Origin of the sequence: Sphingopyxis sp. LC81, from assembly GCF_000756375.1 — a bacterium.
GTDB lineage: Bacteria > Pseudomonadota > Alphaproteobacteria > Sphingomonadales > Sphingomonadaceae > Sphingopyxis.
In genome coordinates, this window is sequence record NZ_JNFD01000002.1 from 1 (window position 1) to 25,238 (window position 25,238).

Consider the following 25,238-nt stretch of genomic DNA (forward strand, 5'->3'; position numbering starts at 1 on the left):
GCGCTCGTCATACGGGCGCACGGCCCGCGCGGCCGGGACGACGGCAGGCAGGGAAAGGCTGAGGGGGGCCGCCGGTCCGGGCCGCGTGCCGGACGCGGTGGGGACGGAATAAGCCGTCCTCCCCTCCCGCTTGCGGGGGGGGCGGCGACACTTGCGAGCTCCCTCGCTGGTCGCAGGGGGGGGGGGGGCTGCGCCCGCCGCTGCCCACCCCTAACCCCTCCCGCAAGCGGGAGGGGAACAAGGGTTGCGCTACCTCGACCTCCGCGCCAATGTCGCGCCCATGTTGAAAAAATTCCTCCCGCTCGCCGCCCTTCTTTCCGTCACCGTCTCGTCGCCCGCGCTCGCGCAGGGCGTCACCTCGTCCGCCGATCCGCGCGCGACCGAGGCCGGGCGCGAGATTCTGCATCAGGGCGGCACCGCTGCCGACGCCGCGGTCGCGATGGTCGCGGTCCTCACGCTGGTCGAACCGCAGTCGAGCGGCATCGGCGGCGGCGGCTTCATGGTCCACCACAATGCCAAGGACGGCAGCATCTCGACGATCGACGGCCGCGAAATGGCGCCCGCCGCGGCAAAACCCGAGCGTTTCCTCGGCGCTGACGGCAAGGCGCGCGGCTATATGGATGTGATTCCCGGCGGGTTGTCGGTCGGTGTCCCCGGCAATGTGCGCCTGATGGAAATGGCGCACAAGAAATGGGGCAAGCTCGAATGGAAGGCGCTGTTCCAGCCCGCGATCAAGCTTGCCGAAGAAGGTTTCATCGTCACCCCGGCGCTCAACAACTGGCTCGTCCAGTTCGAGCCGATGTGGAAGGAATTTCCCGCCCCGCAGGCGATCTATTATGTCGATGGCAAGCCGGCTCCCGTCGGCACGCGCATCAAGAACCCCGCCTACGCCAAGCTGCTCCGCGACATCGCGGCGCGCGGACCTGACGCATTCTACACCGGCGCCAATGCCAAGGCGATCAGCGATGCCGTCGCCAAGGCGCCGCGCCACCCGAGCCAGCTGACCGTCAAGGACATCGCCGCTTACAAGGCGAAGGAGCGTCCGGCGGTCTGCACCACCTATCGTATCTACAAGGTGTGCGGCATGGGCCCGCCCTCGTCGGGTGCGACCACCGTCTTCGGCATCCTCGGCATGATCGAGGGCTGGGACATGAAGGCGATGGGCAAGGATAATCCGATGAGCTGGCATCTGCTCTCGGAAGCGATGCAGCTTTCCTACGCCGACCGCGCCGCTTATCTCGGCGACGGCGATTTCGTCGATGTTCCGGTGAAGGGCCTGCTCGACAAGAGCTATCTCGCCGAGCGCCGCCAGCTCATCTCGCCCTTTGGCGCCGCGGGCAAATATGAACCCGGTGTGCCGCCGGGCGCGAAGCCGCGCGCCGCCGCACCGCCGGTCGAGGAGCAGGGGACAACGCATTTCGTGACCGCCGACAAGGACGGCAATCTCGTGTCGATGACCTCGACGATCGAAAGCATCTTCGGCAGCCAGCTGATGGCGAACGGCTATTTCCTCAACAACGAACTCACCGACTTCGACCTCGCGCCGACCGAGGGCGGGGTGCCGACCGCGAACCGCGTCGAAGCGGGCAAGCGCCCGCTCTCCTCGATGTCGCCGACGGTCGTCTACGGCCCCGACGGCAAGGTCGTGCTCGCGGTCGGATCGGCGGGCGGCAAACGCATCATCATGCATGTGACCAAGGTGCTCGTCGGTGTGCTCGACTGGGGGCTCGACGCCAAACAGGCGATGGAGCTTCCCAACCTTTTCTTCGGCCGCCAGGGTGTGCTGATCGAGAATAACGAGGCGGGCAAGGCGATCGCCGCGAAGATGAAACCTTTCGGCTACAGCTTCACCGCGACCAGCCTCGGCTCGAAGCTCAACGCGGTCGAACAAACCAGTGCGGGCTGGCGCGGCGCCGCCGACCCGCGCGGACCCGGCAGCTCGTCGATCGACGGGGCGCCGGCGCAGAATTAATCAACGATAACAAAACAGAAGCAACGAAATCTCCCTGGAGAGAGGCAGAATGAAGCTCGTAAATCCCCATCTCGACCATTTTTCGAGTCTGGTCGCGATGTTCTTCGACCGTGCGGGGCGCGGCGGCGAAGATCCCTTCCTGTGGCGCAAGGCCGACCGCGCCTGGCATCCGCTGAGCTGGCGGCAGGTCGCCAATCAGGTGTCGGCGCTCGCGCATAATTTGCGCGAACTGGGACTCAGGGAAGGCGACCGGGTGGTGCTGGTCAGCGAGAACCGGCCCGAATGGTGCATCGCCGACCTCGGCATCATGGCCGCGGGCTGCATCACCGTCCCGACCTATACGACCAACACCGAACGCGACCATCAGCACATCCTCGACAACAGCGGCGCGAAGGCGGTGATCGTCTCGACCGCGAAGCTCGCACGCACGCTGATGCCCGCGGTGATGCGCTCCGAAGCGCATATCGTGATCAGCATGGAGAGCCTGCGCGTCGGCCAGCACGGCGAGGTTGCGGTTCACGACTGGGGGCCGCTCGTGGAGGGCGGCGAAGCGTATGTGGAAGAAACGAAGGCGCGCGGCGCCGCGATGAAGCGCGAAGATACCGCGTGCCTCATCTATACCAGCGGCACCGGCGGCGCGCCGCGCGGCGTGATGCAGCATCACGGCGCGATCCTGCACAATGCCGCGGGCGCCGCCGAGGTGCTGGTCAGTGATTTCGGCATCGGCGACGAGGAAGTGTTCCTGTCGTTCCTGCCGCTCAGCCACGCCTATGAACATTCGGGCGGCCAGTTCCTGCCGATCATGGTCGGCGCGCAAATCTATTACAGCGAGGGGCTGGAAAAGCTCGTCTCGAACATCGAGGAGACGCGCCCGACGATCATGGTCGTCGTCCCGCGCCTGTTCGAGGTGATCCGCGCACGGATGATCAAGTCGGTCGAAAAACAGGGCAAGCTCGCGAACTGGATGCTGAACCAGGCGCTGCGCGTCGGTGAAAAGGATTATGAGCGGCGGATGGGCATCCTCGACCGCCCGGTCGACCTGATCCTCGACAAATTGTTCCGCCCCAAGATCGGCAAGCGTTTCGGCGGCCGGATGAAGGCGCTCGTGTCGGGAGGCGCGCCGCTCAACCCCGAAATCGGCGTGTTCTTCCACTCGATCGGGCTGACCTTGCTGCAAGGCTATGGCCAGACCGAGGCGGGACCGGTGATCAGCTGCAACCGCCCGAGCGCGGGGATCAAGATGGACACCGTCGGCCCGCCGCTGATGAACACCGAGGTCCGCATCGCCGACGACGGCGAAATTCTGGTGCGCGGCGAACTGGTGATGAAAGGATACTGGCGCAACAAGGCCGAGACCGAGCGGGTGCTCGTCGACGGCTGGCTCCACACCGGCGACATCGGCCATATCGATGGGCAAGGCCGCATCGTCATCACCGACCGCAAGAAGGACCTGATCGTCAACGACAAGGGCGACAATGTCTCGCCGCAGCGCGTCGAGGGCATGCTGACGCTCCAGCCTGAGATTTTGCAAGCGATGGTCTATGGCGACAAGCGCCCGCACCTCGTCGGCATTCTTGTCCCCGATCCCGAATGGATGGCCGAATGGGCCGAGGCCGAAGGCTTGCCGAAGGATCTCGAGCGCCTCCGCGAGCATGAGAAATTCCGCGCCACGCTGCGCGCCGCGGTCGACCGCGTCAACGGTCAGCTTTCGGTGATCGAAAAGGTCCGCAAATTCGACTTCGCCGACGAGCCCTTCACGATCGAGAATGAACAGATGACGCCATCGATGAAGATCCGGCGCCATATCCTGAAACAGGTCTACGAGGACAAGATCGCGGCGCTGTATAAAGCCTGAGTCCTCCCCCCTTGATGGGGGAGGCAGCGAGACTTGCCAGCTTGCTGGCTAGTCGCAGCGGTGGGGGTGCGGTCTCGGCCTGAAGCGACAGTGCAATGACGCACCATCACCCCCATCCAACTTCGCCTAGCCGCTCCGCGACAAGGCTGCGTATCCTTCCCCCATCGAGGGGGAAGGGGCTATAAGCAGGCGGGGGTGCGACCCGAAGAGCTCGGCGCAAACCGGACCCCGCCTACGACTGAACCCAAGGCTCAGCCTTTGTCCCCCGCCGGTTTGCGATAGGGGACGAACTCGCCAAAAACACATGTCGGACCGCGGATGCCGCTCGACCGGTCGACCAGGTGGAAGAAATCGCCTTCGCAGGTCGACGACCCGAACTGGCGGACCACCATGATGTCGCTGTCGCGCGCGAGGCCCGGGCAACTGCTCTTCAAGTCGTTACGATAGACGAGATTGCCGCCCGAGCGATAAAGCAGGATGCTGTCAGACACGCGGATCGTGTCGTTGCTGCGATAATTGGGGAGGCAGCGCACCGGCTCGCCCGGAACCTTGCCCGCAAGCTGCTTGTCGAGCCGTTCGGCCTGTTTGGGCGTGAGCGCCGCGGCGCCGGGCTCGCCCGAACCGGCGGGCGCGCAGCTTGCGACCAGCGGCGCGGCCGCGGTCAACAGCGCGGCGGCCATCAGGTTCAGCTTCGCCATGAATTTACTCCTTGAGATCGGCCATTATGGCCCGGACGGATGAATGCGCGCTGAAGCGGCATTATGCCGCATCCTTGAGCGCGCGGATACGGCCGAGTTCGGCCGCGCTCGGCGCGCGTAAAAAGGGGTTGGTCGCGCGCTCTTCGCCGATGCTCGTCGGCACCGTCGCCTCGCCCGCCGCGCGCGCGGATTCGACCGCGGCGAGCCGCGCGGCCAGCGCGGCATTGTCGGGCTCGACCGTTACCGCAAAGCGCGCGTTCGACAGCGTATATTCGTGCGCGCAATAAACGCGCGTCGCATCGTCGAGCGTGCCGAGCTTCTGCATATTCGCGAACATCTGCTCGGCGGTGCCTTCGAACAGACGGCCGCAGCCCATCGCGAACATCGTATCGCCGACGAAGATCGCGGCGTCGCTGCCGAAATGATAGGCGATATGCCCCGCGGTGTGCGCGGGCACGTCCCAGACATCGGCGACATGTTCGCCAAGCCGCACCTTGTCGCCGCCCTTCACCTGGACGTCGAGCGTCGGAATGCGCGCATATTCGGCCGCCGGACCGGTGATCTTGCAGCCGGTCGCTTCCTTGATCGCCGCATTGCCGCCGGTGTGATCGGGGTGCCAGTGGGTGTTCCAGATATCGGTGATCGTCCAGCCGCGCGCGGCCGCCGCTTCGAGCACCGGCTCGGCGACCGCGGGGTCGACGACCATCGTCGCTTCGCTGACGGGATCATGGACCAGCCAGACATAATTGTCGCTGAGGACGGGAATACGGACGATGTCCAGCGCAGCCATGATATCTCCTTTCCAGCGTCTCACCCCTTGAAGACGGAGCGGGGACGCCGGGACCTTGATCCGCCTGCTCAGCTCAGAAGGGCGTCATAGCCCCGCTCGTTGAACTCGATCAGGCAGAATCCATTGCCGAACGGGTCGGCGAACATCGCCTGTCTGCCATAGGGCAGCGCCAATGTCTCGCCCTCCTGTTTCGCGCCCGCGGCAATGGCGCGGGCGATCGCATCGTCGAGGTCAGCGACGGAAAAATCGGGATGCACCGGCGTCCAATGCCGGTTGTAACGGCGGAAATCGCCGCCATCGGGGCCGATCGCCGACCCCGCGGGCTTGACGATCAGATAGATGGGCGCCTCGCAGCCGGTCAGCTCGACGATATCGTCGTCGAACCGCCGGGCCGCGGTCAGTCCTAAGGCGCTCGTATAGAAACGCTCTCCAGCGGCGAGGTCGGGCACGTCGATGTTGATCAACAGGCCCGGCACTGCGCGGCTCCTACCAGGCGCCGGTATTGGGCATCGATGCCCAGGGTTCGGCGGGGTCGAGCGTGCCTTCCTGCAGCAGCTCGACCGAAATGCCGTCGGGCGAGCGCACGAACGCCATATGGCCATCGCGCGGCGGGCGATTGATCGTCACCCCGGCGTCCATCAGCCGCTGGCACGTCGCATAGATATCGTCGACGCGGTATGCGAGATGACCGAAATTGCGCCCGCCCGTATAGTCCTCGGGCGCGCTGCCGTCGGCGGGCGGCCAATTATAGGTCAGCTCGACCTCGGCCACGTCGCCCTGTCCGGGGGCGGCGAGAAAGATGAGCGTGAAGCGGCCGGCCTCATTGTCGAAACGGCGCGTTTCCTCCAGCCCGATCAGCTTGAAGAAATCGACGGTGGCATCAGGATCCGAAACGCGGATCATCGTGTGAAGATATTTGATCATCCGCCTATATTAGGCGCGAAGGGCCCGTGCTTCAAACGCTTCGAACAGGAATAGGAATTCGTCCGGCACCGGCGCCGGTGCGCCCTGCGCCTCGGCGACATGGACATAGACCAGCTGCCCGTCAGCGCGCAGATCGTCTTTCCCCGCGCCGTGGAGCTCGAACAAATAGGTCATCGAGCTGGTGCCGACGCGCGAGGCACGCACGCAAATGTCGATTTCCTCGTCGAGCAGGATCGGCGCGCGATAATTGACCTCGGCGCGTGCGACATGGAACTCGGGGCTGCTGTGCGCCGGCCAGCGGTCGTAGACGCCGACACCGCGCCAATATTCGGTGATCCCGATGTCGAAATATTCGAGGTAGCGGCTGTTGAACACCACCGCCTGCGCATCGATCTCGGCATAGCGGACGCGCTTTTTGACGCTGAATTTGAAATCGCTGCGAGCCATGGTATCCCTCTAGTTCGTCGCGAGCCGCGCGACGGTGTCTAATTTGTCGCGATACGCGCGACCGTGTCGATCAGCAGCGCGATGTCGGTGTCGCGCGATAGGCGGTGATCGCCGCCCTTGACCAGCGTCACCTGCACATCCGCGCTCGCAAGCGCCGCGGAAAGCCGCAGGCTGATGCCGGACGGCACATCGCCATCCTCCTCGCCGTGGAGCAGGCGGACCGGGCAGGCGAGGGGGATATCGGTATCGAGCAGCCGGTTCGCCTCGCCCGACTGGAAAAAGCCGCGCGTCGTCACATAGGGCTGGTCGCTGTACGGGGTTTCCTCGCGCAGTTCGCCTTCGGCAAGGATGATCGCCTTCTCGGCGTCGCTGAAACCCCAGTCGGTGAAATCGGGCGCCGCGGCTATCCCGACGAGTCCCGCCACCCGGCCGGGCCCGTCGCGCTGCACGAGCGCCAGCGCAGTGAGCAGCATCAGCCACCCGCCCATCGACGATCCGACGATGACGACCGGGCCCTCGGCCTTCGCATCGATCAGATCGAGCACGTCGCCGCGCCAGTCGAGCAGGGTCTGGTCGGCGAACAACCCGTCCGACAATCCGCATCCGGCATAGTCGAGGAGCAGGCAGGCATGACCCTCGGCCGCGGCCCAATCGAACAGCGCGGTCGCCTTGCCGCCCGCCATGTCGGACATGTAACCGGGCAGGAAGACGATCGTCGGCTTGGTGCCGGCCGTATAGCGATAGGCGAGCCGCGGACGGCCCGAACGGTCGAGATAATCGTGTGGGGCGTCCACCGGGATCAGATGACCCAGTCGATCGTGCTCATCTGCATCACGGCCTGCCCCTTGGCGCGCCGCTTTTCGACCATGATATGGTTCAGCCGCTGGATCGTGTCGCTGCCCGTGGTGATGCACCAGCCGGGAACGACGGCGTGGACGAGCGCGCAGAGGCCGCCATAGATCATCGTCACACCGAATTTCGACGCGACGCCGAAATGCTCGATGTAATTCTCATCGACGCTCTTGGGATGGTCGACGAACAGGCGCTTGAACATGAGGAGGGCTCCTTTCCGGCTGGAGGGTGCCCTAGCGGGGGAGGCCATCTCCCGCAAGACCGGCGCGCCGATCCGTCCGATTATCCCTCTCGCAGGAAGATGTCCTCGATCGGCAGGCCGAACAGGTCGGCGATCCGAAAGGCGAGCGGCAGCGAGGGGTCGTATTTGCCCGTCTCGATCGCGTTGACCGACTGGCGCGAGACCTGCAAATGGTCGGCAAGGTCGCTCTGGCTCCAGTCGCGCTCAGCACGAAGGACCTTCAGGCGATTTTTCACGCGCAGCTACCCGTCGTGCCGATCGTCACCCTGTTATAGACCGCACCGAGGCCCAGTCCGACGAACCAGAAAAAGGCCGCGCCGAAGCCGCCGTTACCGGCCGGAACCATTTCGTAATTCTGCAGGAATTCCCAGATCGTCATCACCGTCAGGCAAAAGCCGGTGGCGAAAAGGCACTGGCGCACCTGGAGCATACGGATGAACTCGTCGCTCTCCTCCACCAGCAGGCGCATGACGGCCCAGAATACGCCGATGATCGGCAAGGCGGGCGTCACCGCGAGTGCAACGGCCGGTATACCCGAAATGTCGCTGTGCCGAAATGTCCAGCCGGCGGCAAAGATCAGGATGACATAAAGGCTCATCAACACCGCAAGGCGGATCATATAACGCCGGATCGCACGACTTTTGTACGTTGCCATGTCAAGGGTCCTCCATATATTGACAAGGATCCTTTACTTAAGCGATTGCGTTATGTCAAGCAAGCTTTGCATAATGACAAGCTTGCTGTCGTTTCTGAACGCGATTCAGCCGATCAGCTCGCTCGGCCAGCCGATGCGGACCAGCGTCTCGTCGGGATCGGACAGCGCGAATTCATACATGCCCCACGGCTTGTGCGTCGGCGCCTTTTCGCGTTCGAGGATCGCGTCGCGCACGCGTTCGGCGAGCTCCGCGACGCGTTCGGTGTAGAGGTAGAGGCCGAACGGGTTCCGGCCCGGCACCAGCCATCCCTCGGGCGACTCGTTCGTCAGATGAAGCTGCCAGCCCTTGCCGTCCTCCAGCAGGCGATAGCTGCCATAGTCGCCGACGACCGACAGGCCGAGCTTTTCATAGAAGGCGGTGCTGGCGTCGAGGTCGGTGCACGGCAGGATCGCGGCGATGCTGTGAAGCGGCGGGGCGTCGGTCATGCCCGCAACTTATGCCCGCCGCCGCGATGACGCCAGCGCCAGTTGACGAGATGCGCGGCGGCAAGCGTAAGCGCGCCGGCCGAGGTCAACAGGCGGTCGGCGGCCTCGGGATCGGCGGCGGCGATCCACCCCTCGTGCGCCGCCAGGCCAAGCGCAAGCAGGACCAGTCCGGTAACTGCGAGCATCGCGGGCGTAACCCGCCGATGCCGTCTCCAACCATCGCGCATCGCGATCGCGGCAGCGGGCAAAGCCAGCAACAGGATCGCCGCATGAACCCCCTCGGGCAGCGCAATCCAGCGGCTGAACGCGGGGGCCAGAAGCAGGAGCAAAGGCAGAGCAAGGCAGTGGAACAGGCAAGTAAACGACAGGGCAAGTCCCGTCAGGTCGGCAAGGCGCGGGCGCGCGGCGGGAAGGCACATGGGGTTTCTTTCGCGGGAGGGTTCCGACGCCAGATAATGATACATTGTATCATTGCAAGCTTTGTTGTGAATCCGCCCCTTGCCGCCCATATCGCATGCTGGCAAAGGGGCGCTGTTCTACCCCGCAAGAAAGGCCGATTTTTCGATGTCCGACATGATCCGCGTCACCCTTCCCGATGGCTCTGCCCGTGAAGTCGTGCGCGGCACTACCGCGCTGCAGATCGCGGCCGACATCGGACCCGGCCTCGCGAAGGCCGCGCTCGCCGCGAAGATCGACGGCGAACTGCGCGACATCATGCGCCCGCTCGAGGAAGACACGAACCTGTCGCTGGTGACGAGCCGCGACGAGGCCGACGCGCTCGAACTCTTCCGCCACGACTATGCGCACGTCCTCGCCGAGGCGGTGCAGAAGCTGTTCCCGGGCACGCAGATCACCTTCGGCCCGTCGACGGGCGACGGCTTCTATTATGACTTCGCGCCCGCCGCCGATCGCGGCCCGTTCCGCGACGACGAACTGCCGCTGATCGAGGAGGAGATGCGCAAGATCATCGCCGCCGATCTTCCCCTCACAAGGGAAGTGTGGGAGCGCGACAAGCTCATCGCCAAATGGGCCGCCGAGGGCGAGACCTTCAAGGCCGAATGGGCCGCCGAACTGCCGCAGGGCGAGGAACTCACCGTCTACCGTTCGGGCGACGGCTGGATGGACATGTGCCGCGGCCCGCACCTCGCCTCGACGGGCAAGCTCGATCCCGCCGCGTTCAAGCTGACGCGCGTCTCGGGCGCATACTGGCGCGGCGACCAGAAGAATGCGCAATTGAGCCGCATCTATGGCACCGGCTGGCTCAACAAGAAGCAGCTCGCCGAGCATCTCGTCCGGCTCGAAGAGGCGGCGAAGCGCGACCACCGCAAGATCGGCCGCGAGATGGACCTGTTCCACCTGCAGGAAGAAGCCCACGGCAGCGTCTTCTGGCACCCCAAGGGTTACCGGATCTACCGCGAGCTCGAAGCCTATATGCGCCGCGCCATCGACGGCTCGGGCTATCAGGAGGTCAAGACCCCGCAGGTGATGGACGCGCGCCAGTGGGAACAGTCGGGCCACTGGGGCAAATATCGCGAGAATATGTTCGTCATCCCCGACGAGGTTCCGAACATCGAGAGTGAAGGCCCACTGGTGTCCGACGATGCCGAGTGGATGGCGCTCAAGCCGATGAACTGCCCAGCGCACGTCCTGATCTTCCGCCAGGGCATGAAGTCGTATCGCGACCTGCCGCTCCGCATGGCCGAAATGGGCTGCTGCCACCGCAACGAGCCGCACGGCGCGCTGCACGGCATCATGCGCGTGCGCCAGTTTACGCAGGACGACGGGCATATCTTCTGCCGCGAGGACCAGATCGTCGAGGAAGTGCGCGACTTCTGCGCGCTGCTCGACCGCGTCTACAAACAGCTCGGCTTCGAGAAATATGCGGTGAAGCTCGCGCTGCGCCCCGACATGCGCTTCGGCACCGACGAAATGTGGGACAAGGCCGAGGCCGAGCTTCGCGAAGCCGTCGAGCGCGCGGGCATGGCGACCGAAGAATATGGCTGGGAAGAACTGCCGGGCGAGGGCGCTTTCTACGCGCCCAAGCTCGAATTCCACCTGACCGATGCGATCGGCCGCACCTGGCAGTGCGGGACGATCCAGTCCGACCGCGTGATGCCCGAACGCCTCGACGCGAGCTATATCGGCGAGGATGGCGAGCGCCATCGCCCGGTGATGCTCCACCGCGCGATCCTCGGCACGTACGAGCGCTTCATCGGCATATTGATCGAGCATTTCGCCGGCCGCTTCCCGACCTGGCTCGCGCCGGTGCAGGCGGTCGTCGCGACGATCGTCAGCGACGCCGACGATTATGCCAAGGACGCGGTGGCACAGCTTGTCGCGGCGGGCATCCGTGCCGACATCGACGTGCGTAACGAGAAGATCAACTACAAGGTCCGCGAGCACAGCCTCGCCAAAGTCCCCTACCTGCTCGTCGTCGGCAACCGCGAGGCCGAGGAAGGCACCGTCGCGATCCGCACCCTCGGGCAGGACGGCCAGCGCATCATGCCGCTCGCCGAGGCGATCGCGATGCTGAAGGGCGAGGCGACGCCGCCGGATTTGCGCGAGCCGTGAGCAGGATCGGCATCGGCCGGTATGCGGCGGGCGAAAGCCTGCCGCGTCATCGCCATGCCGTTGGTTATGCCGCGCTCGTCCTCGGCGGCGATTATGAAGAATCGGGCGATCAGGGGCGCATCGCCGTGCGGCCGGGAACAGTCGTCGTCCACGGCGACTGGACCGCGCATCAGGACCGTTTCGGCGCGCGCGGCGCGCAGGTGCTCAATCTGCCGGTCGCAAAGGGATTTGCGCCGGGGGCGGGGCATATCGCCGATCCCGATACCGCCGCGCGCCTCGCCGAACGCGATCCGCAGGCCGCCGCCGACTATGTCCGCGACCATTTCCGCGCGGGCGCGGCGCGGCGCGACGATTGGCCCGACCTGCTCGCCGCGGCGCTGGCCGCCGATCCCGACATATTGCTCGCCGACTGGGCCGATCATATGGGGCTCAACCCCGCGTCGATCAGCCGCGGCTTCGCGCGCGCCTATGGCGTCAGCCCCAAGCGCTTCCGGCTCGAGGCGCGGACGCGGCAAGCGCTCACTGCGCTCGATCGCTGGCAGGGCAGTCTCGCCGATCTCGCCGCCGACCAGGGGTTCGCCGACCAGGCGCATCTGACCCGGTCGATCGCCGCGATGACCGGCGCCCCGCCGATCCTGCACCGGGCAAAGTCCGTTCAAGCCGGGCGCGTCGATCCCCGCTAAACCGGGTTCATGGATCGCCGCTTCTTCATTGCCGCCTCGCTCGGCACCGCCGCCCTCGCTGTTCCCACCATCGCCTCAGCGCAAAATCAGCGCCCGCCGATGCGCACGCAATGGAAAGTGCGCGCATCCGAAGGCTTCGATGCGCTCGCCTTTCTGGGACCGCTGGCGGGGGGAGAGCTTTATTTGCCCTATTATCAGGCCGACGTCGACGCCTTCGCGCCGCGCCTTTCGGCCGCAGCCCGCGCCGAGATTCCGGCGCTGTCGCGCGAAGCCAATGATGCGGGTTTCGGGCTGCTCGGCCCGGTCTTGTCGCTCATCTTTTCGGGCGGCGACGACAGCAGCCTTGCCGCGCTGATCGCCGCCGCTGCCGCGCCCGAGGCGCGCCTCCTCACCGCCTATCGCGCGAGCAGCAATTGGAACGAAAAGGATTGGGCGTGGTTCGCCGCGCATGCCCCGCGCGTGAAAGCGGTGCTCGAAGCGATGCGAGATGCGGGTTTCGCCGCCTTTCGCACCGAACGCATCGCCGCGCTGGAGGGACGGATCGTTCAGCTTCAGGCCGATCTGGGCGCCTATGACGTCATCCGCCTTCACGAAAAGCTGACCGGGCGGACCTTCGACCCGCAGATCGAGGTGGTGCTGCTGCAATTTTGCAAGCCGCACGGGATCAAGGTGCAGGGGCAGACGTTCCTGCAGGCGGCCGACTGGAACACCGCGATCACCGTGCGCAATGCGGGCCATGAAATGCTCCATCCCCCGGTGGTGATGGACGGCCCCGCGGCAAAGGCCGCGCTCGCCATCCTCGCCAAAGACCCGCTGATCCCGCGCGTCGTCGCCGAGCATGATCCCAAATGGGGCTATACGACGCTCGAAGGCCTGCTGAACGAGGATCTGGCGCAGGCACTCGATCAGCTGATCGCCGAGGCACTGGGGGTCGCGCGCAATCCGTCCGATCGTTGGCGCAAATCGGACGATGGCATCCATATTCTCGCGGGAGCCTTTTACGGGATGCTGCGCCAGGACAATTGGATCGAAACCGGCGGATCGATCGAAACCTGGCTTGCCGACGCGGCAAAGACCGGGCGCCTCGCACCGCAAAAATTGCACAGCATTGCCGCGCATGTGCTCGAACGCCCTGTCGACAAGCTTTGGCCGCTGGCTTGAACGGCGGGGGCTAGCCGCCCCGGCGTTCCTGCGGTATCGGCCGGGCCGGTTCGATCCGCTGCCGGGGAAACAAGCGCTGCCCTTCCATCCCGCCTTCCGCCCGCCCGTCGTGGCGCACGCCGCTTGACCGGCCTGTCGCAGCTTGTCGGCATCGCGCCGCTGACGCTTGTGGGCGCGGCGGCGATGACCTTTGCCGCCGCCTATGTCCGCGGCCTCACCGGCTTTGGCATGGCGATCATCCTCGTACCGCTCCTGGGACTGATCATCGCACCCGGCGAGGCGGTGGTGCTTGGCATATTGCTGCAACTGCTGATCGGCCCGGTCGGGATCGGGATCATCATGGCCGACGCCGACCGCGCGACCGCGGTGCCGATCGCGCTGCTCGCGATGGCGACAACGCCGGTCGGCATGGTCGCGCTCGATGCGACCACCCCCGACGTCGCGCGGCTGCTCATCACGCTGGTCGCGGTCGGTGCCTTTGTCGCGGTGCTGCTGCCCAAACAGCCCGAAGGGCACCGGCCGGGGCGCGGCGCGATTGCGGGGACGGGGGTCGCATCGGGCATCCTCACCGGCTTTGCCGCGATGCCGGGACCGCCGGTCGTGCCCTTCTACCTCCGCCGCCATCTGGAACCCAAGGTCGCGCGCGCGTCGATGCTGCTGATCTTTTTTGGCACCGCGATCGCGGGCACGCTCGCCGCGCTCTGGGTCGGGATCGCGACCTGGCGATTGTTCCTGCTCGCGGTGATCCTGTTCGTGCCGATGTGGCTGGGCAATTATGTCGGCGCGCGCCATTTCGGCCGGGTCCCGCCGCATGTCTGGCAGGCGATGGTCGCGATCGTCCTCGGCATCGCGGCGGTGTCGGCGGTGGTGCGGCTCTTGAACTAGAGGCTGCGCAGCGCCTGCGCGGGTTTGGCCGAGAGCAAGGGCCAGCTCCCCGCAATCCCGATCAGGAACGACAGCCCCGCGCCGCCGAGCAGGGTCATCCCGACGATCAGCGGATCGGGCGCGAAGTCGAAGTCGAACAGCTGCGTCACGACATACCAGGCGCCCGCAAGCCCCAGCCCGAGCGCGAGCACGGCAAGAATGGCCGCGAGCACCGCATATTCCATGCCCTGCGCGCCCAAAATCTGCCCGCGCGTGGCGCCGAGCAGTTTCAGGATCACGCTATCGTAAACACGCCGCTCGCGGCTCGCTGCAATCGCGCCGATCAGCACGGCAATGCCCGCAAGGATCGCGATGCTCGCCGCCGCCGCGATCGCCTGGCTCATCTGCGTCAGCAGCGTCGTCACCTGTGACACGACATCGCGCACCGCGATCAGCGACGCCGACGGGAAGGCCCGCGGGATGCTGCGCGACAAGGCGGCTTCGGCCTCGGGCCCGACCGCCACCGTCGCGACCATATTATGCGGCGCCGCGTCGAAGGTCCCGGGCGAGAAGACGAGCACATAGTTCAGCCCGAAATTGTCCCAGTTGACGGTGCGGAACGAGGCGACCTTCGCCTGCACCTCGACCCCCAGCACGTTGACCGACAGCGTGTCGCCGAGCTTGAGTCCGAGCGATGTGGCGACTTCCTGCTCGACGCTGACCAGCGGCGACCCCTTGTAATCGGCCGCCCACCACTGGCCGCCGACGAGCTCGCTGCCGTTGGGCAAAACGGGGCTGTAGGTCAGCCCGCGGTCGCCGCGCAGCACCCACGCGCCCTCGGGCAATTCGGCGAGTTCGTCGACGCGCTGGCCGGCAAATTCGGTGACGCTGCCGCGCAGCGCGGGGATCATGTTGATCTCGGCCTTGGGATCGGCTCCCGCCACCATCGTCTGGAAGCGCGCGGTCTCGGTGCGCGGCACGTCGAGCACGAAGAAGCTCGGCGCGCGTTGCGGCACGGTCGACTGGATTTCGGCGGTGATGCTCGTCTGGATCGCTGCCAGCGTCACGAACAAGGTCAGGCCAAGGCCGAGCGCGACGACGAGCGCGCCGGTCGCGGCGCCGGGGCGGTGGAGGTTCGCAAGCGCGAGGCGGAACAGCGGGCGCTTGGGGCGCGGCAGGCGGCTCGCGGTACGGCGCACCAGCCAGCCGAGGCCGACGAGGATGAGAAGCAGCCCGATCGCCGCCCCGATGAACCCGAGCGCGAACAGGGGCTCGCGCGCGGTGCCGACCGCGAGCGCGATGATCGCCGCCAGCGCCGCCGCGACCGCGACGACCGTCTGCCGGTCGACCCGCGCCGCGCCGCTCACCGTCGCGCGGTAAAGGCCCGCGGCGGGAACGTGCCGCGTCGCCGCAAGCGGGGGCAGGGCAAAGGCGACGGCTATGAGCAGACCATAGGCCGCGCTAACGGCGAGCGGCAGCGGATAAATGGCAACGCCGGGTTTGACGGGCAGCACGTCGCCGGCGATCCAGCCGATCGCGGCGGGCGCAAGCGCGCCGACGATCAGGCCCGCGACGATCGACACCGCCGCGACCGCAAGGATCTGCAATCCATAGATGCGCGCCACCGTGCCGCTATCGGCGCCGAGCACTTTCAGCGTCGCAAGGCCGGGGCGCTTGCCCGCGAGATAGCTCGCGACGCCGTTGCCGACGCCGATCCCCGCGATCACCAGCGCCGCGAGGCCGACGAGCGACAGGAACTGCCCCATGCGCTCGATGAAGCGCCGCGTGCCCGGCGCGCCATTGCTGCTGTCGGTGATATCCCAGCCCGCGTCGGGGAATTCGGCGGTCAACGCCTTGCCGACCGCTTCGGGGTTCGCGCTTTCGGGCAAACGGACGCGATATTTGCTCTCGTAAAGGCTGCCCGGCTGGATCAGCTGCGTCGCGGGCAGGTCGGCCAGACCGATGATCGCGACGGGGCCGAGCGTGAAGCCCTCGCCCAGCCGGTCGGGCTCCTCGGCGATCACGCCATCGATGAGGAAGCTCGTCTCGCCGAACTTCACGCGCTCGCCGACCTTCAGGCCCAGCCGCGAGACGAGATCCTTGCCGATCCAGATACCGCCCCGCGGCGGGGGACCTTGGCGCGCGCCGCTTTCCAGCCGCATGGTGCCATAGAGGGGGTAGGCGCCGTCGACCGCCTTCAATTCGGACAACAAGGCCTCGCCGTCGGGATCGTTCGCCATCGCGCGCAGCCGAACGGTGGCCGAGGGCGTGCCGACGCGGCGGAAGCCCGCCATTTCCGCGGGGGTGGCCTCACGCTGCGGCAGGCTGAACTCGACATCGCCGCCGAGGATCGTCTGCCCGCGGACTTCGAGTTCGGACGTGATGCCGCGCGTCAGGCTGCCGATCGCCGCGAGCGTCGCGACGCCGAGGAACAGGCAGACTGCGAGGAGGCGCAGCCCGCGAATGCGCGTCGCAAGGTCGCGGCGCGCGATCCGCCAGAGCGTGGCGAGCGGCAGCACCTAGGCGGCCCGCTCTTCGATTTTCCCGTCGTGCATCACGACCACGCGGTCGCAATGCTCGGCGAGTTCGGGGTCGTGGGTGATGATGAGCAACGTCGCGCCCAATGCGGCGCGGCGCGCGAAGATCAGGTCGATGATCGCGTGGCCGGTCGCGGTGTCGAGATTGCCCGTCGGTTCGTCGGCAAAGATGATCGCGGGCGAGCTTGCCATGGCGCGCGCGATCGCGACGCGCTGCTGCTCGCCGCCCGACAGCTGCGCGGGATAGTGGGTCAGACGGTGCCCGAGACCGACGGCTTCGAGTTCGGCCGCGGCGCGACCGAAGGGATCGGCGATGCCCGCGAGTTCCAGCGGCACCGCGACATTTTCGAGCGCGGTCATCGTCGGCAGCAGGTGAAACGCCTGCAACACGATGCCGATCCGCCCGCGCCTTGCGCGCGCCAGATCATCCTCGTCCATCGCCCCGAAATCGAGCCCCGCGACTTGGATGCTGCCGCCGTTCGCGCGTTCCAGTCCGGCCAGCACCGCCATCAGCGAGCTTTTCCCCGACCCCGACGGTCCCAGCAGCGCGACCGAGGCACCCGCGGGAACCTCCAGATCGACGCCGCGCAAAATTTCGACAGGGGCCTTGTCGCTTCCAAGCGTGAGCGTCACATTATGGGCGGCGATCGCCACGCCGGGCGATTGTCGTTGGGCGTCGGGCAAGGAGAGGACCCTTTGAAATGAGAACGGCCGGATGGCGCTCTTTCTTGATATATGGTTGCGCAATCGCGCTTTGCCAACCGCTCGCGGCGTGTGGATCGGCGGAGAAGCCGTCGGCTTCGACCAACGACAAGGTTGCGGCGAAAACGGCGCCCGCAATCCCCGCCGACGCGCCGCTCGTGATCGCCTTTGGTGACTCGCTATACGCGGGTTACCAGCTTGGCCCGAAGGAAGGGCTCGCGCCGCAATTGCAGGCCGCGCTCGCCGACGATGGCATCGTCGCGCGCGTCCAGAATGCCGGCGTTTCGGGCGACACCACCGCCGCGGGGCGCCAGCGCCTGACCTATGTGCTCGATAATGCGAAGGCAAAGCCCGCACTCGTCGTGCTCGGCCTCGGCGGCAACGACATGTTGCGCGGGATCGGCCCCGACCAGACGCGCACCAATCTCGACGCGATGCTCGCCGAATTGAAAAAGCGCGAAATTCCCGTGCTGCTCACCGGCATGATGGCCGCGCCCAATCTCGGCAGCGACTATGCGAAGAAGTTCAATCCCATCTATCCCGAACTCGCGTCGAAATATGACGCAAGCTTCTACCCCTTCATTCTCGACAATGTCGTCACCGACAAGGCGCTGATGCTCGGCGACAATATGCATCCCAATGCCAAGGGGGTGACGGTCGTGGCCGCGGGGCTGGCGCCGCTGGTCGAACAGGCGCTGCCGAACGCGGAATGAATATCCGCGCTGTCGCACAGCGACAGGGCAAATAAAAAGGGGCGACCCGATGGGCCGCCCCTTCTTTTCGTTTCGCTGTTCCGAAAGGATCAGAAAGCGAAGCCGACGCCGACCGCGAAGGTGTCGAAATCGCTGAAGTTCTCGATGAACTGGTGGCGATATTCGGCCTTGGCGTAAACGTTCTGGCCCAGCTTGTGCTGGTAGCCGGCACCGACATAGGGATCGTCGATCTGGCCGAAGGTGTAGCCGCCGTTGACATAGGCTTTGCCGTTGGCGCCGACCTTGGCACCGAGACGCGCGCCCGACGAGAACTGGACCTTGGCGCCGTCGATCAGCACCTTGTCGCCCGCGATTTCGGCGCCGGCGAATGCCGTCGAGCCGAGGTCGAAATCATAGCCGGCCGCGGCGCCAAGCGTGGCGTCGTCGAGGCCGCTGCCCGTGACATAGCCGCCGCGCACTTCGACGCGGCCTTCGCCCTGCGCCATGGCGGGGGTTGCAACGATGGCCGTCAGGAGAGCGGCTGCAACTGCGAATTTCTTCATGTTCTTTTCCTTCTGCTTTTAATCGGTCACGCCCTTTGGGTCGCGACGCCCTCTAAATGGGGCTCGCGGCTGTCGCTGCAATGAACGGATCGTTCAGAATGTGACAATTTTCTTACCTGTGTTATTTTTACCACACAGTATAGAATAGGTATGCGTTCTCGCCCCGCATATCCGCGGGTTTCTGACGCTTACGAAGATGGGAAAAAGAAGCTTGGGGGCGTCGTCAGCCGAGCGCGGCCTGCTTTTCCTCGGCGATCCGGTCGAGTTCGGCGCGGGTCGGCTTGGTCGCCGCGCTCTTGAGCTGCCCGCACGCCGCCATGATGTCGCGCCCGCGCGGGGTGCGCACCGGCGCCGAAATCCCGGCCTTGAAAATCAGGTTGCTGAACGCGCGCACGCGCTCGGGCGACGAGCATTCATAGATCGCGCCGGGCCAGGGGTTGAAGGGGATCAGATTGACCTTCGCGTGCAGGCCATATTCGCGAATCAGCCGGACGAGCTCGCGCGCATCGTCGTCGCTGTCATTCTTGTCCTTCAGCATCACATATTCGAAGGTGATGCGCCGCGAATTGCCGGCACCCGGATAGTCGGCGCACGCCTTCAGCAGCTCGTCGATGCCATATTTGCGGTTGAGCGGGACGATCTCGTCGCGGATTTCCTTCGACACCGCGTGGAGCGAGACCGCGAGATTGACCCCGATCTCTTCGCCCGCGCGCGCCATCATCGGCACGACGCCGCTCGTCGACAGCGTGATCCGGCGGCGCGAGAGCGCAAGCCCGTCGCCATCCATGACGATCTTGAGCGCGCCCTTGACCTCGTCGAAATTATACAGCGGCTCGCCCATGCCCATCATCACGATGTTGGTCAGGATGCGGCCGTCGGCGGTGTAATTGCCGCCCTCTTCGTCATCGTCGTCCTCGGGATCGGGACCGAAGCCCGCCATCGTCCCCTTGGGCCATTCGCCGAGTTCGTCGCGCGCCAGCATCACCTGCCCGACGATCTCGCCCGCGGCGAGGTTGCGGACGAGGCGCATCGTGCCGGTGTGGCAGAAACGGCAATTCAATGTGCAGCCGACCTGGCTCGACACGCAGAGCGTTCCCCGGTCGGCGTCGGGGATGAAGACCATCTCATACTCCTGGCCATCGGCGGCGGCGAGCAGCCATTTGCGCGTGCCGTCGCTCGACACCTGCGCCTCGCGCACCGTCGGGCGGCCGATGATGAAACGGTCGGTCAGCCACGGGCGCATCGCCTTCGCGATGTCGGTCATCGCCTCGAAATCGGTGACGCCGCGGTGATACATCCAGTGCCAGATCTGCTTGGCGCGAAGCTTCGCCGCTTTGGCATCGAGGCCCGCCTCGACCAACACGCCGCCGATCGCGTCGCGCGTCAGCCCGATCAGGTCGATGCGGTTGCCGCCGCGCAAGGGAACGGTGCCCGTCGTGACGGGGTCGATATGGCCGGGAATCTGCATGATGCGCGGCCATATAGGGGCAAAGGGCCGCTTGCGCCAGTCCCGGCGACAAACGGCCCTTTTTCGTCGCAATTACAACGACGCCAGCATCCCCAGCACCTGCGGCACCGTCCCGTTCGCCTCGGCATTGCGCAGCGGCAGGACATTTTGCACGAGAATCTCCTCAGGCGTCGGCTCCACCGCGAACAGCGCCATCACCTCATCGGCAAACTCATCGAGCGGCATATAACCCTCGCGCGTCGACTGGCCGGGTGTCAGGTCGGTGCGCACCGCGGGCGGCGCCAGCTCGATCACCTCGACCTTGCCCGTGAGCTGGATGCGCAGCGCGACCGAGTAGCTGTGGATCGCCGCCTTGGTCGCCGAATAGGTCGGCGCCTTGGGGAAGGGGACGAACGCCAGCCCCGACGTCACATTGACGATCGCGCTGTCCGCCTGCGCCGCCAGATGGTCGACGAGCGCGTCGATCAGCCGGATCGGACCGAGGATGTTGGTGACGACCGTCGCCTCGGCCTGTGCCAGGTCGCGCTTCGCACTCGCATCCTCGGCATTCATGATCCCGGCGTTGTTGACCAGCACATTGAGGTCCGGAAATTTCGCGACGATCTCCTTCGCGAAAGCGGCGATCGCATCGGCATCGGTGACGTCCAGCGCGACCGCCGACATGTTCGGCCGCCCCGCGATCGCGGCGTCGAGCTTCGCGGCATTGCGCCCCGTGACGATGACATCGTTGCCGGCGTCATGCCAGCGCTGCGCGAGCGCGAGCCCGATGCCCGAACCCCCGCCGGTGACGAGGATGGTGTTGCCTGTGGTCTTCATGATGGCCTCCTTCGAGGTGGTGAGAAGGGCTAAATATTCCTATACTCTCCAAAAGGAAGAAGGCACCCGAAAGTGCCATAGTTACCCGAAAGAGAGATTTGGATTTTCCGCCATGCCCACGCCCGAAAAAATTGCCTATGATCCGAATGCGCCGGTCGATCCGCGCGTCGAAACGCTCGTCAACGAACTCATCGGCCGAGTCGCCGACAAATGGACTCTACTCGTTCTCGAGGAGCTGGAGGATCACGGAACCTGCCGCTTCACCGAACTTTCGCGCCGCGTCCCCGGCATCAGTCAGAAGATGCTGACGCAGACGCTGCGCCAGATGGAGCGCGACGGGCTGGTAGTGCGAACAGTGCACCCGGTCGTGCCGCCGAAGGTCGAATATTGCCTGACCGACCTCGGCCACAGTCTCGGCGAAGCCTTTTGCGGTGTCTGGGTCTGGGCCGAAGCCAATCTGGAAAAAGTGGCAAGGGCGCGGATGGCGTTTGACGAGCGGGGATGAGGTTCGGGCAAGTTGGCGCTCACAGGTTACCGCCAATTGCGATCATTCAAAGTGGCGCTACACTTGGAGTATGGCAGCATGGCAATTCACGCTGGATCTCATTCCTTCCTCTGCAGCACGCTTGAATGGTGTCGATGCGATACGGATGACGCGAGAGCAATTGGATGAGATCGAACCCGAGATTTCTGTCGAGAAGCTGCCCGGCTTATTTCAGGCATTAAGCAGGCTTCTTCCCGAAAAGGAGTCATGGGCGCCAGATCTTCATATCTGGGGCGATGAGAAATCACACGACGTCCAGATTTGGTTCGAGGGCGATCGTGTCGAAGGCATCCAACTCCGGCTAGATGTCGCGAATCCGTCATTCCCACTTGTCAGTGGCATGTGTGGCCTTGCTCGCGACCTTCAATGCGTTTTTGCTGCGAGAGAAGGTGCGATCATTCAACCTAGTGCGGAAGCGGTCGTGAGAGCGGTGATGCAGTCACCCGCAATGCGTTTCGTTCGTGACCCACAGGCTTATATCGAAGCTGCAATTCAAGCAGACAGAGCGGGAGACTAATGTCCGCTTCCACCCCATAGCCGTTCTTCCGTCACTAAACGAGCTTCCGACCCTCGGGCGGCGCATAATCCAATAGCAAGCCGGGACCATGATCGTGCCCGAATCATGGCCCCGGCTTTGACGGACCCTGCAACTTGGGTCCGCCGGTCAGTTGCGGATCGAGCTGACCTGGATCGGCTCGCCGCGCGACGCGTTGGCGACGACGACGTCGGCCTGCACCGAGGCGACGCGCTTTGTATCGCGCCGGCACTGCCGCACGTCATTCTTGCCCGCGATGTCAAAATCGGGGGCGGTGCCGCACACTTCGACGACGGCGCGCCAGATGCGGCGGTCGAGCGCCTTGGTGCCGGCCGCGGTCCGAAGGTCGAGGTCTTTGTGCGCCACGGCGACGCTCGGGTTCGCAGGGGCGGTTTGCGCCGATACGGGCTGGCCGATCGATACGGCAGCGAGGGCGGCGAGGATCAGAAGCTTTTGCATCTTGAGTCTCCATCGGCCGGCTGGGGAGGAGGGGAGGAAGCCGGTGAGACAGAAATAATCGATCGCCGGGGGCGAAAGGAGCAACGATGTTGCGCGGCCATTCTGCAAAATTGCAGAATGAGGGCGGGGCCATTATGTCGCACAAGACGGCATGTATGATTGGAACGACCTGAAGGCCTTTCTGGCCGTTGCCGAGACCGGCAGCACGCTGTCGGCGGCGCAGTCGATGCGTGTCAGCCAGACGACCGTCGCCCGGCGCATCGCCGCGCTGGAGGAGGCCACGGGACTCAACCTGTTCGAACGGCGGCAGGCGGGTTACGCGCTGACCCCGGTGGGCGAAGCGATGGTGGCAAGCGCCGTCGCGGTGCGCGATGCCGCCGACCGCTTCGGCGATGCGGCGGGGGCGCGCTCGCGCGATGCGGGCGGCACGGTCAGCCTGACGACGATGGAAATCTTCGCTGTCACCGTGCTGCCGCCGATACTTCGCGACCTTCGCGCCGCGCATCCGGCGATCCATATCCATCTCGACACGTCGGACGAACCGCGCGACCTCGCCGCCGGCGCCGCGGACATCGCGATCCGCAGCAGCAAGCAGCCCGCGGGTGCGGGGCTGGTCGGGCGGCGCATCGCCGACAATCCCTGGACCGTCTATTGCAGCCGCGCCTATGCCGATCTGCACGGCATCCCGCACGGGCGTGCGGAGCTTGCGACGCACCCCTTCATCGGTGGCGGCGGCGGCGTCTGGGAACCCTATCAGGCGTGGCTGCGCCAGCACGGGCTCGAAGAGTCGGTCGTGATGCAATATGATACGGGATCGGGGCTGCTCGCGGGCGTGCGCTCGGGCATGGGGCTCACCATATTGCCCGCTTTCATCGCCGATCGCGAACCCGACCTGATCCGCTGCATTCCGCCCAAGACCGAGGACACCACAGGCCTGTGGCTGCTGACCCACGAACGGCTACGCCACGTCCCGCGCGTCCGCCTCGTCCTCGATTTCCTCGCCGCCGAACTGACGAAGCTTGCGCGCGGCTAGCTTGCCATCGCGGCATCCACGGCGGCATCGACGTGCAGCGCCAGCGTGTCGAACAGCGGCACCGCGCTATCCGCTTCGCCGACCAGCAGCATGATTTCGGTACAGCCAAGGACGATCGCCTCGGCGCCGTCGGCGATCAGCGCGGCGATGATCCGCCGATATTCGGCGCGCGATGCGTCGCGGACGACGCCCTGCACCAGCTCGTCATAGATGATCCCGTGGACGATCGCGCGATCGGCATCGCCGGGGATCATCGCCTCGATGCCCGCCGCCGCCATGCGCGCGGTATAGAAGGGTTTTTCCATCGTGAAGGCGGTGCCGAGCAGCCCGACGCGCGAAAAGCCCGCCGCCTGGACCGCCGCGATCGCGGGGTCGGCGATGTGGAGAAGCGGCACCGGTGTCGCGGCCTCGACCGCCTCGGCGCACAGATGCATCGTATTCGCACAGATCAAGAGCAGTTCGGCTCCGCCCGCCGTCAAGGACCGGGCGGCGTCCGCCATTTGCGCGTCGAGCACATCCCAGTCGCCGCTCGCCTGCAGCTCGGCGATGGGCGCGAAATCGAGCGATAGCAGCAGGATGCGCGCCGAATGCAGCCCGCCCAGTCGTGCCCGCACGCCTTCGTTGAGCAGCCGGTAATATTGGGCCGAGCTTTCCCAGCTCAAACCCCCGATCAGGCCGATTGTCTTCATCGCGTCAGCTCCATCCAGAAATCGCTGTCCTACAATATCTCGCCGATTTAGCGTGCCGGGCGATGACCAGCGACGCAGCTTTCCTCCTAACGGCTACAGGCATGCTTCCGCGCCCTTCAGCGCGTGCGATGAAAAGCGATTTGCGAGTGAAGTTACGCAGTTTTCCGCCGTTTCGCGAAAACGCATTTTCCGCTTTCTTCGTCACCCCGGACTTGATCCGGGGTCCCGCTTCTCCCGCTGCGTCGCATGGATCCCGGATCAAGTCCGGGATGACGAAGGGGAAACCGAAATGCGAATCGCGAGTGAAGTTGCGCAGAAATCCGCCACTTCGCCAAAGCGCCTTACCGCAGCTTCGCGCACCCCAGCGCCGCCGCATCGATCGCGGTCGCGGCGCCGCGCAGCCGGTAGGTGTCGGCGATTGCGCCGCCCGTCGCGGTGCCGCTCTCGATGCTCATGCTCGGCGCCGATCGCATCGCGGCGACGATCGCCGCGTCCATGCGCGGATCGCTCGCCCAGCCATGCGCGCCATTGCCGGTCAGGATGAAGCGGCGGCCGCCGATTGTCAGGCGCAGCTCGCGGTCGGGTGCGCGCTCTTTCGACAGGCGCACGTAAAATTGTCCGCGAATGCGCGACTTCGGCCAATATCCGACGCTGGCATAGGCTTTGACCTTCGGCGTACCGATCGTCGCCGACGGCGCGGCGAGCGCGTAGCAGCGCGGGGCGCTGGGATCGCGAAACGCGCCCCAGCCGTCGAAAATGCCGAGCGCCGTGGGGCTGGCGGCCAGCGCCACCGCGGGCATCGCCGCCGCTATCAGGAAAAGGGAGGCCCACCGCCGCATCGCGCCTCGTTCGCGCGATTGGGGATGGTTTGCAAGCATGGCTTGCGCGTGCCGCACCGTGCGTTAAGGAAGGTGGACATTTTCAGGGGCCGGAATCGGGGTGCGAATCGCCTCCGATGGTCTGTCCCCAAGGGACTTTTCCCGCGAAACACAGGGATGGCG

General features: G+C 65.6%; 29 protein-coding genes. 10 read left to right on the plus strand and 19 right to left on the minus strand.

Going from position 1 to position 25,238, the window contains the following annotated elements; all coding sequences use genetic code 11:
* Positions 1-280: 280 nt before the first annotated feature.
* Positions 281-1,972 carry a gamma-glutamyltransferase gene (gene ggt, locus FG91_RS01785; RefSeq protein ID WP_037511708.1) on the plus strand — a complete coding sequence of 564 codons (1,692 nt, stop codon included), beginning with the start codon at positions 281-283 and terminating at the stop codon, positions 1,970-1,972.
* A 49-nt stretch (positions 1,973-2,021) separates the two neighbouring features.
* Positions 2,022-3,827 (plus strand): AMP-dependent synthetase/ligase, encoded by a 1,806-nt coding sequence (locus FG91_RS01790; protein ID WP_052187218.1) that lies wholly within the window; start codon positions 2,022-2,024, stop codon positions 3,825-3,827.
* A 251-nt stretch (positions 3,828-4,078) separates the two neighbouring features.
* Here FG91_RS01790 and FG91_RS01795 read toward each other — a convergent pair whose 3' ends face one another.
* The 11 genes from FG91_RS01795 to FG91_RS21220 form a co-directional block, all read right to left on the minus strand.
* A complete protein-coding gene (locus FG91_RS01795) occupies positions 4,079-4,525 on the minus strand; it encodes a hypothetical protein (RefSeq protein ID WP_052187219.1) in 447 nt (148 codons plus the stop codon).
* 61 nt (positions 4,526-4,586) lie between these two features.
* Positions 4,587-5,315 carry a hydroxyacylglutathione hydrolase gene (gene gloB / locus FG91_RS01800; protein ID WP_037511169.1) on the minus strand — a complete coding sequence of 243 codons (729 nt, stop codon included), beginning with the start codon at positions 5,313-5,315 and terminating at the stop codon, positions 4,587-4,589.
* 68 nt (positions 5,316-5,383) lie between these two features.
* Positions 5,384-5,791 carry a VOC family protein gene (locus FG91_RS01805; RefSeq protein ID WP_152567964.1) on the minus strand — a complete coding sequence of 136 codons (408 nt, stop codon included), beginning with the start codon at positions 5,789-5,791 and terminating at the stop codon, positions 5,384-5,386.
* 10 nt (positions 5,792-5,801) lie between these two features.
* Positions 5,802-6,239, minus strand: a complete 438-nt coding sequence (locus tag FG91_RS01810) for a VOC family protein (RefSeq protein WP_037511171.1) — start codon at positions 6,237-6,239, stop codon at positions 5,802-5,804.
* A 9-nt stretch (positions 6,240-6,248) separates the two neighbouring features.
* Complete coding sequence (locus tag FG91_RS01815) at positions 6,249-6,686, minus strand: acyl-CoA thioesterase (protein WP_037511172.1); 438 nt, start codon at positions 6,684-6,686, stop codon at positions 6,249-6,251.
* Positions 6,687-6,724: 38 nt separating this feature from the next.
* Positions 6,725-7,480, minus strand: coding sequence for an alpha/beta fold hydrolase (locus FG91_RS01820; RefSeq protein ID WP_037511174.1), 756 nt, complete (start codon positions 7,478-7,480; stop codon positions 6,725-6,727).
* Between the two features lie 5 nt (positions 7,481-7,485).
* On the minus strand, positions 7,486-7,740 hold the full coding sequence (locus FG91_RS01825; protein ID WP_037511175.1) for a DUF6356 family protein: 255 nt from the start codon (positions 7,738-7,740) through the stop codon (positions 7,486-7,488).
* An 80-nt stretch (positions 7,741-7,820) separates the two neighbouring features.
* Positions 7,821-8,015 carry a helix-turn-helix transcriptional regulator gene (locus FG91_RS01830; RefSeq protein ID WP_037511176.1) on the minus strand — a complete coding sequence of 65 codons (195 nt, stop codon included), beginning with the start codon at positions 8,013-8,015 and terminating at the stop codon, positions 7,821-7,823.
* Positions 8,012-8,434 (minus strand): hypothetical protein, encoded by a 423-nt coding sequence (locus FG91_RS01835; protein ID WP_037511178.1) that lies wholly within the window; start codon positions 8,432-8,434, stop codon positions 8,012-8,014. The genes FG91_RS01830 and FG91_RS01835 overlap by 4 nt, the downstream gene beginning before the upstream one ends.
* Before the next feature lie 105 nt (positions 8,435-8,539).
* Complete coding sequence (locus FG91_RS01840; RefSeq protein WP_037511181.1) at positions 8,540-8,920, minus strand: VOC family protein; 381 nt, start codon at positions 8,918-8,920, stop codon at positions 8,540-8,542.
* Positions 8,917-9,339, minus strand: coding sequence for a MerC family mercury resistance protein (locus tag FG91_RS21220; RefSeq protein ID WP_161785610.1), 423 nt, complete (start codon positions 9,337-9,339; stop codon positions 8,917-8,919). The genes FG91_RS01840 and FG91_RS21220 overlap by 4 nt, the downstream gene beginning before the upstream one ends.
* Positions 9,340-9,484: 145 nt before the next feature.
* Here FG91_RS21220 and thrS point away from each other — a divergent pair, with 145 nt between their 5' ends.
* From thrS to FG91_RS01865, 4 genes are all read left to right on the plus strand, one after another.
* Positions 9,485-11,491 carry a threonine--tRNA ligase gene (gene thrS, locus FG91_RS01850; RefSeq protein WP_037511184.1) on the plus strand — a complete coding sequence of 669 codons (2,007 nt, stop codon included), beginning with the start codon at positions 9,485-9,487 and terminating at the stop codon, positions 11,489-11,491.
* Positions 11,488-12,174 carry a helix-turn-helix domain-containing protein gene (locus tag FG91_RS20790; protein ID WP_052187221.1) on the plus strand — a complete coding sequence of 229 codons (687 nt, stop codon included), beginning with the start codon at positions 11,488-11,490 and terminating at the stop codon, positions 12,172-12,174. Before thrS ends, FG91_RS20790 begins: the two co-directional genes overlap by 4 nt.
* A 9-nt stretch (positions 12,175-12,183) precedes the next feature.
* Positions 12,184-13,335, plus strand: a complete 1,152-nt coding sequence (locus FG91_RS01860) for a hypothetical protein (protein WP_037511187.1) — start codon at positions 12,184-12,186, stop codon at positions 13,333-13,335.
* A 123-nt stretch (positions 13,336-13,458) separates the two neighbouring features.
* Entirely contained in the window at positions 13,459-14,220 is a 762-nt protein-coding gene (locus FG91_RS01865) for a sulfite exporter TauE/SafE family protein (protein WP_037511190.1), read from the plus strand.
* Here FG91_RS01865 and FG91_RS01870 read toward each other — a convergent pair.
* Together FG91_RS01870 and FG91_RS01875 are read right to left on the minus strand one after the other, a co-directional pair.
* Complete coding sequence (locus FG91_RS01870) at positions 14,217-16,718, minus strand: ABC transporter permease (RefSeq protein WP_037511193.1); 2,502 nt, start codon at positions 16,716-16,718, stop codon at positions 14,217-14,219. The genes FG91_RS01865 and FG91_RS01870 overlap by 4 nt on opposite strands.
* Positions 16,719-17,420: an ABC transporter ATP-binding protein gene (locus FG91_RS01875; RefSeq protein WP_037511196.1), complete on the minus strand. Its 702-nt coding sequence runs from the start codon at positions 17,418-17,420 to the stop codon at positions 16,719-16,721.
* Positions 17,421-17,437: 17 nt separating this feature from the next.
* Here FG91_RS01875 and FG91_RS01880 point away from each other — a divergent pair, with 17 nt between their 5' ends.
* The gene (locus FG91_RS01880; RefSeq protein WP_037511199.1) at positions 17,438-18,151 is read left to right on the plus strand and encodes an arylesterase; all 714 of its coding nucleotides are present in this window, start codon (positions 17,438-17,440) and stop codon (positions 18,149-18,151) included.
* Between the two features lie 89 nt (positions 18,152-18,240).
* Here FG91_RS01880 and FG91_RS01885 read toward each other — a convergent pair whose 3' ends face one another.
* The 3 genes from FG91_RS01885 to FG91_RS01895 form a co-directional block, all read right to left on the minus strand.
* On the minus strand, positions 18,241-18,693 hold the full coding sequence (locus tag FG91_RS01885; RefSeq protein ID WP_037511201.1) for an outer membrane beta-barrel protein: 453 nt from the start codon (positions 18,691-18,693) through the stop codon (positions 18,241-18,243).
* Positions 18,694-18,916: 223 nt separating this feature from the next.
* Positions 18,917-20,161, minus strand: a complete 1,245-nt coding sequence (rlmN, locus tag FG91_RS01890) for a 23S rRNA (adenine(2503)-C(2))-methyltransferase RlmN (RefSeq protein ID WP_037511204.1) — start codon at positions 20,159-20,161, stop codon at positions 18,917-18,919.
* Positions 20,162-20,233: 72 nt separating this feature from the next.
* On the minus strand, positions 20,234-20,977 hold the full coding sequence (locus FG91_RS01895; protein ID WP_037511207.1) for an SDR family oxidoreductase: 744 nt from the start codon (positions 20,975-20,977) through the stop codon (positions 20,234-20,236).
* Between the two features lie 112 nt (positions 20,978-21,089).
* Here FG91_RS01895 and FG91_RS01900 point away from each other — a divergent pair, with 112 nt between their 5' ends.
* Entirely contained in the window at positions 21,090-21,482 is a 393-nt protein-coding gene (locus FG91_RS01900) for a winged helix-turn-helix transcriptional regulator (RefSeq protein WP_037511209.1), read from the plus strand.
* A gap of 70 nt (positions 21,483-21,552) precedes the next feature.
* Positions 21,553-22,038, plus strand: coding sequence for a hypothetical protein (locus FG91_RS01905; RefSeq protein WP_152567965.1), 486 nt, complete (start codon positions 21,553-21,555; stop codon positions 22,036-22,038).
* A gap of 147 nt (positions 22,039-22,185) precedes the next feature.
* Here the strand turns inward: FG91_RS01905 and FG91_RS01910 are convergent, their stop codons facing one another.
* The gene (locus FG91_RS01910; protein WP_037511215.1) at positions 22,186-22,515 is read right to left on the minus strand and encodes a UrcA family protein; all 330 of its coding nucleotides are present in this window, start codon (positions 22,513-22,515) and stop codon (positions 22,186-22,188) included.
* A 151-nt stretch (positions 22,516-22,666) separates the two neighbouring features.
* On the opposite strand from FG91_RS01910, the gene FG91_RS01915 reads away from it, so the two are divergent.
* Complete coding sequence (locus tag FG91_RS01915) at positions 22,667-23,548, plus strand: LysR family transcriptional regulator (RefSeq protein WP_037511218.1); 882 nt, start codon at positions 22,667-22,669, stop codon at positions 23,546-23,548.
* Here FG91_RS01915 and FG91_RS01920 read toward each other — a convergent pair.
* On the minus strand, positions 23,545-24,237 hold the full coding sequence (locus FG91_RS01920) for an aspartate/glutamate racemase family protein (protein ID WP_037511220.1): 693 nt from the start codon (positions 24,235-24,237) through the stop codon (positions 23,545-23,547). The two genes, FG91_RS01915 and FG91_RS01920, sit on opposite strands and share 4 nt — an antisense overlap.
* A gap of 341 nt (positions 24,238-24,578) precedes the next feature.
* On the minus strand, positions 24,579-25,076 hold the full coding sequence (locus FG91_RS01925) for a hypothetical protein (protein WP_081940388.1): 498 nt from the start codon (positions 25,074-25,076) through the stop codon (positions 24,579-24,581).
* Positions 25,077-25,238 lie beyond the last annotated feature (162 nt).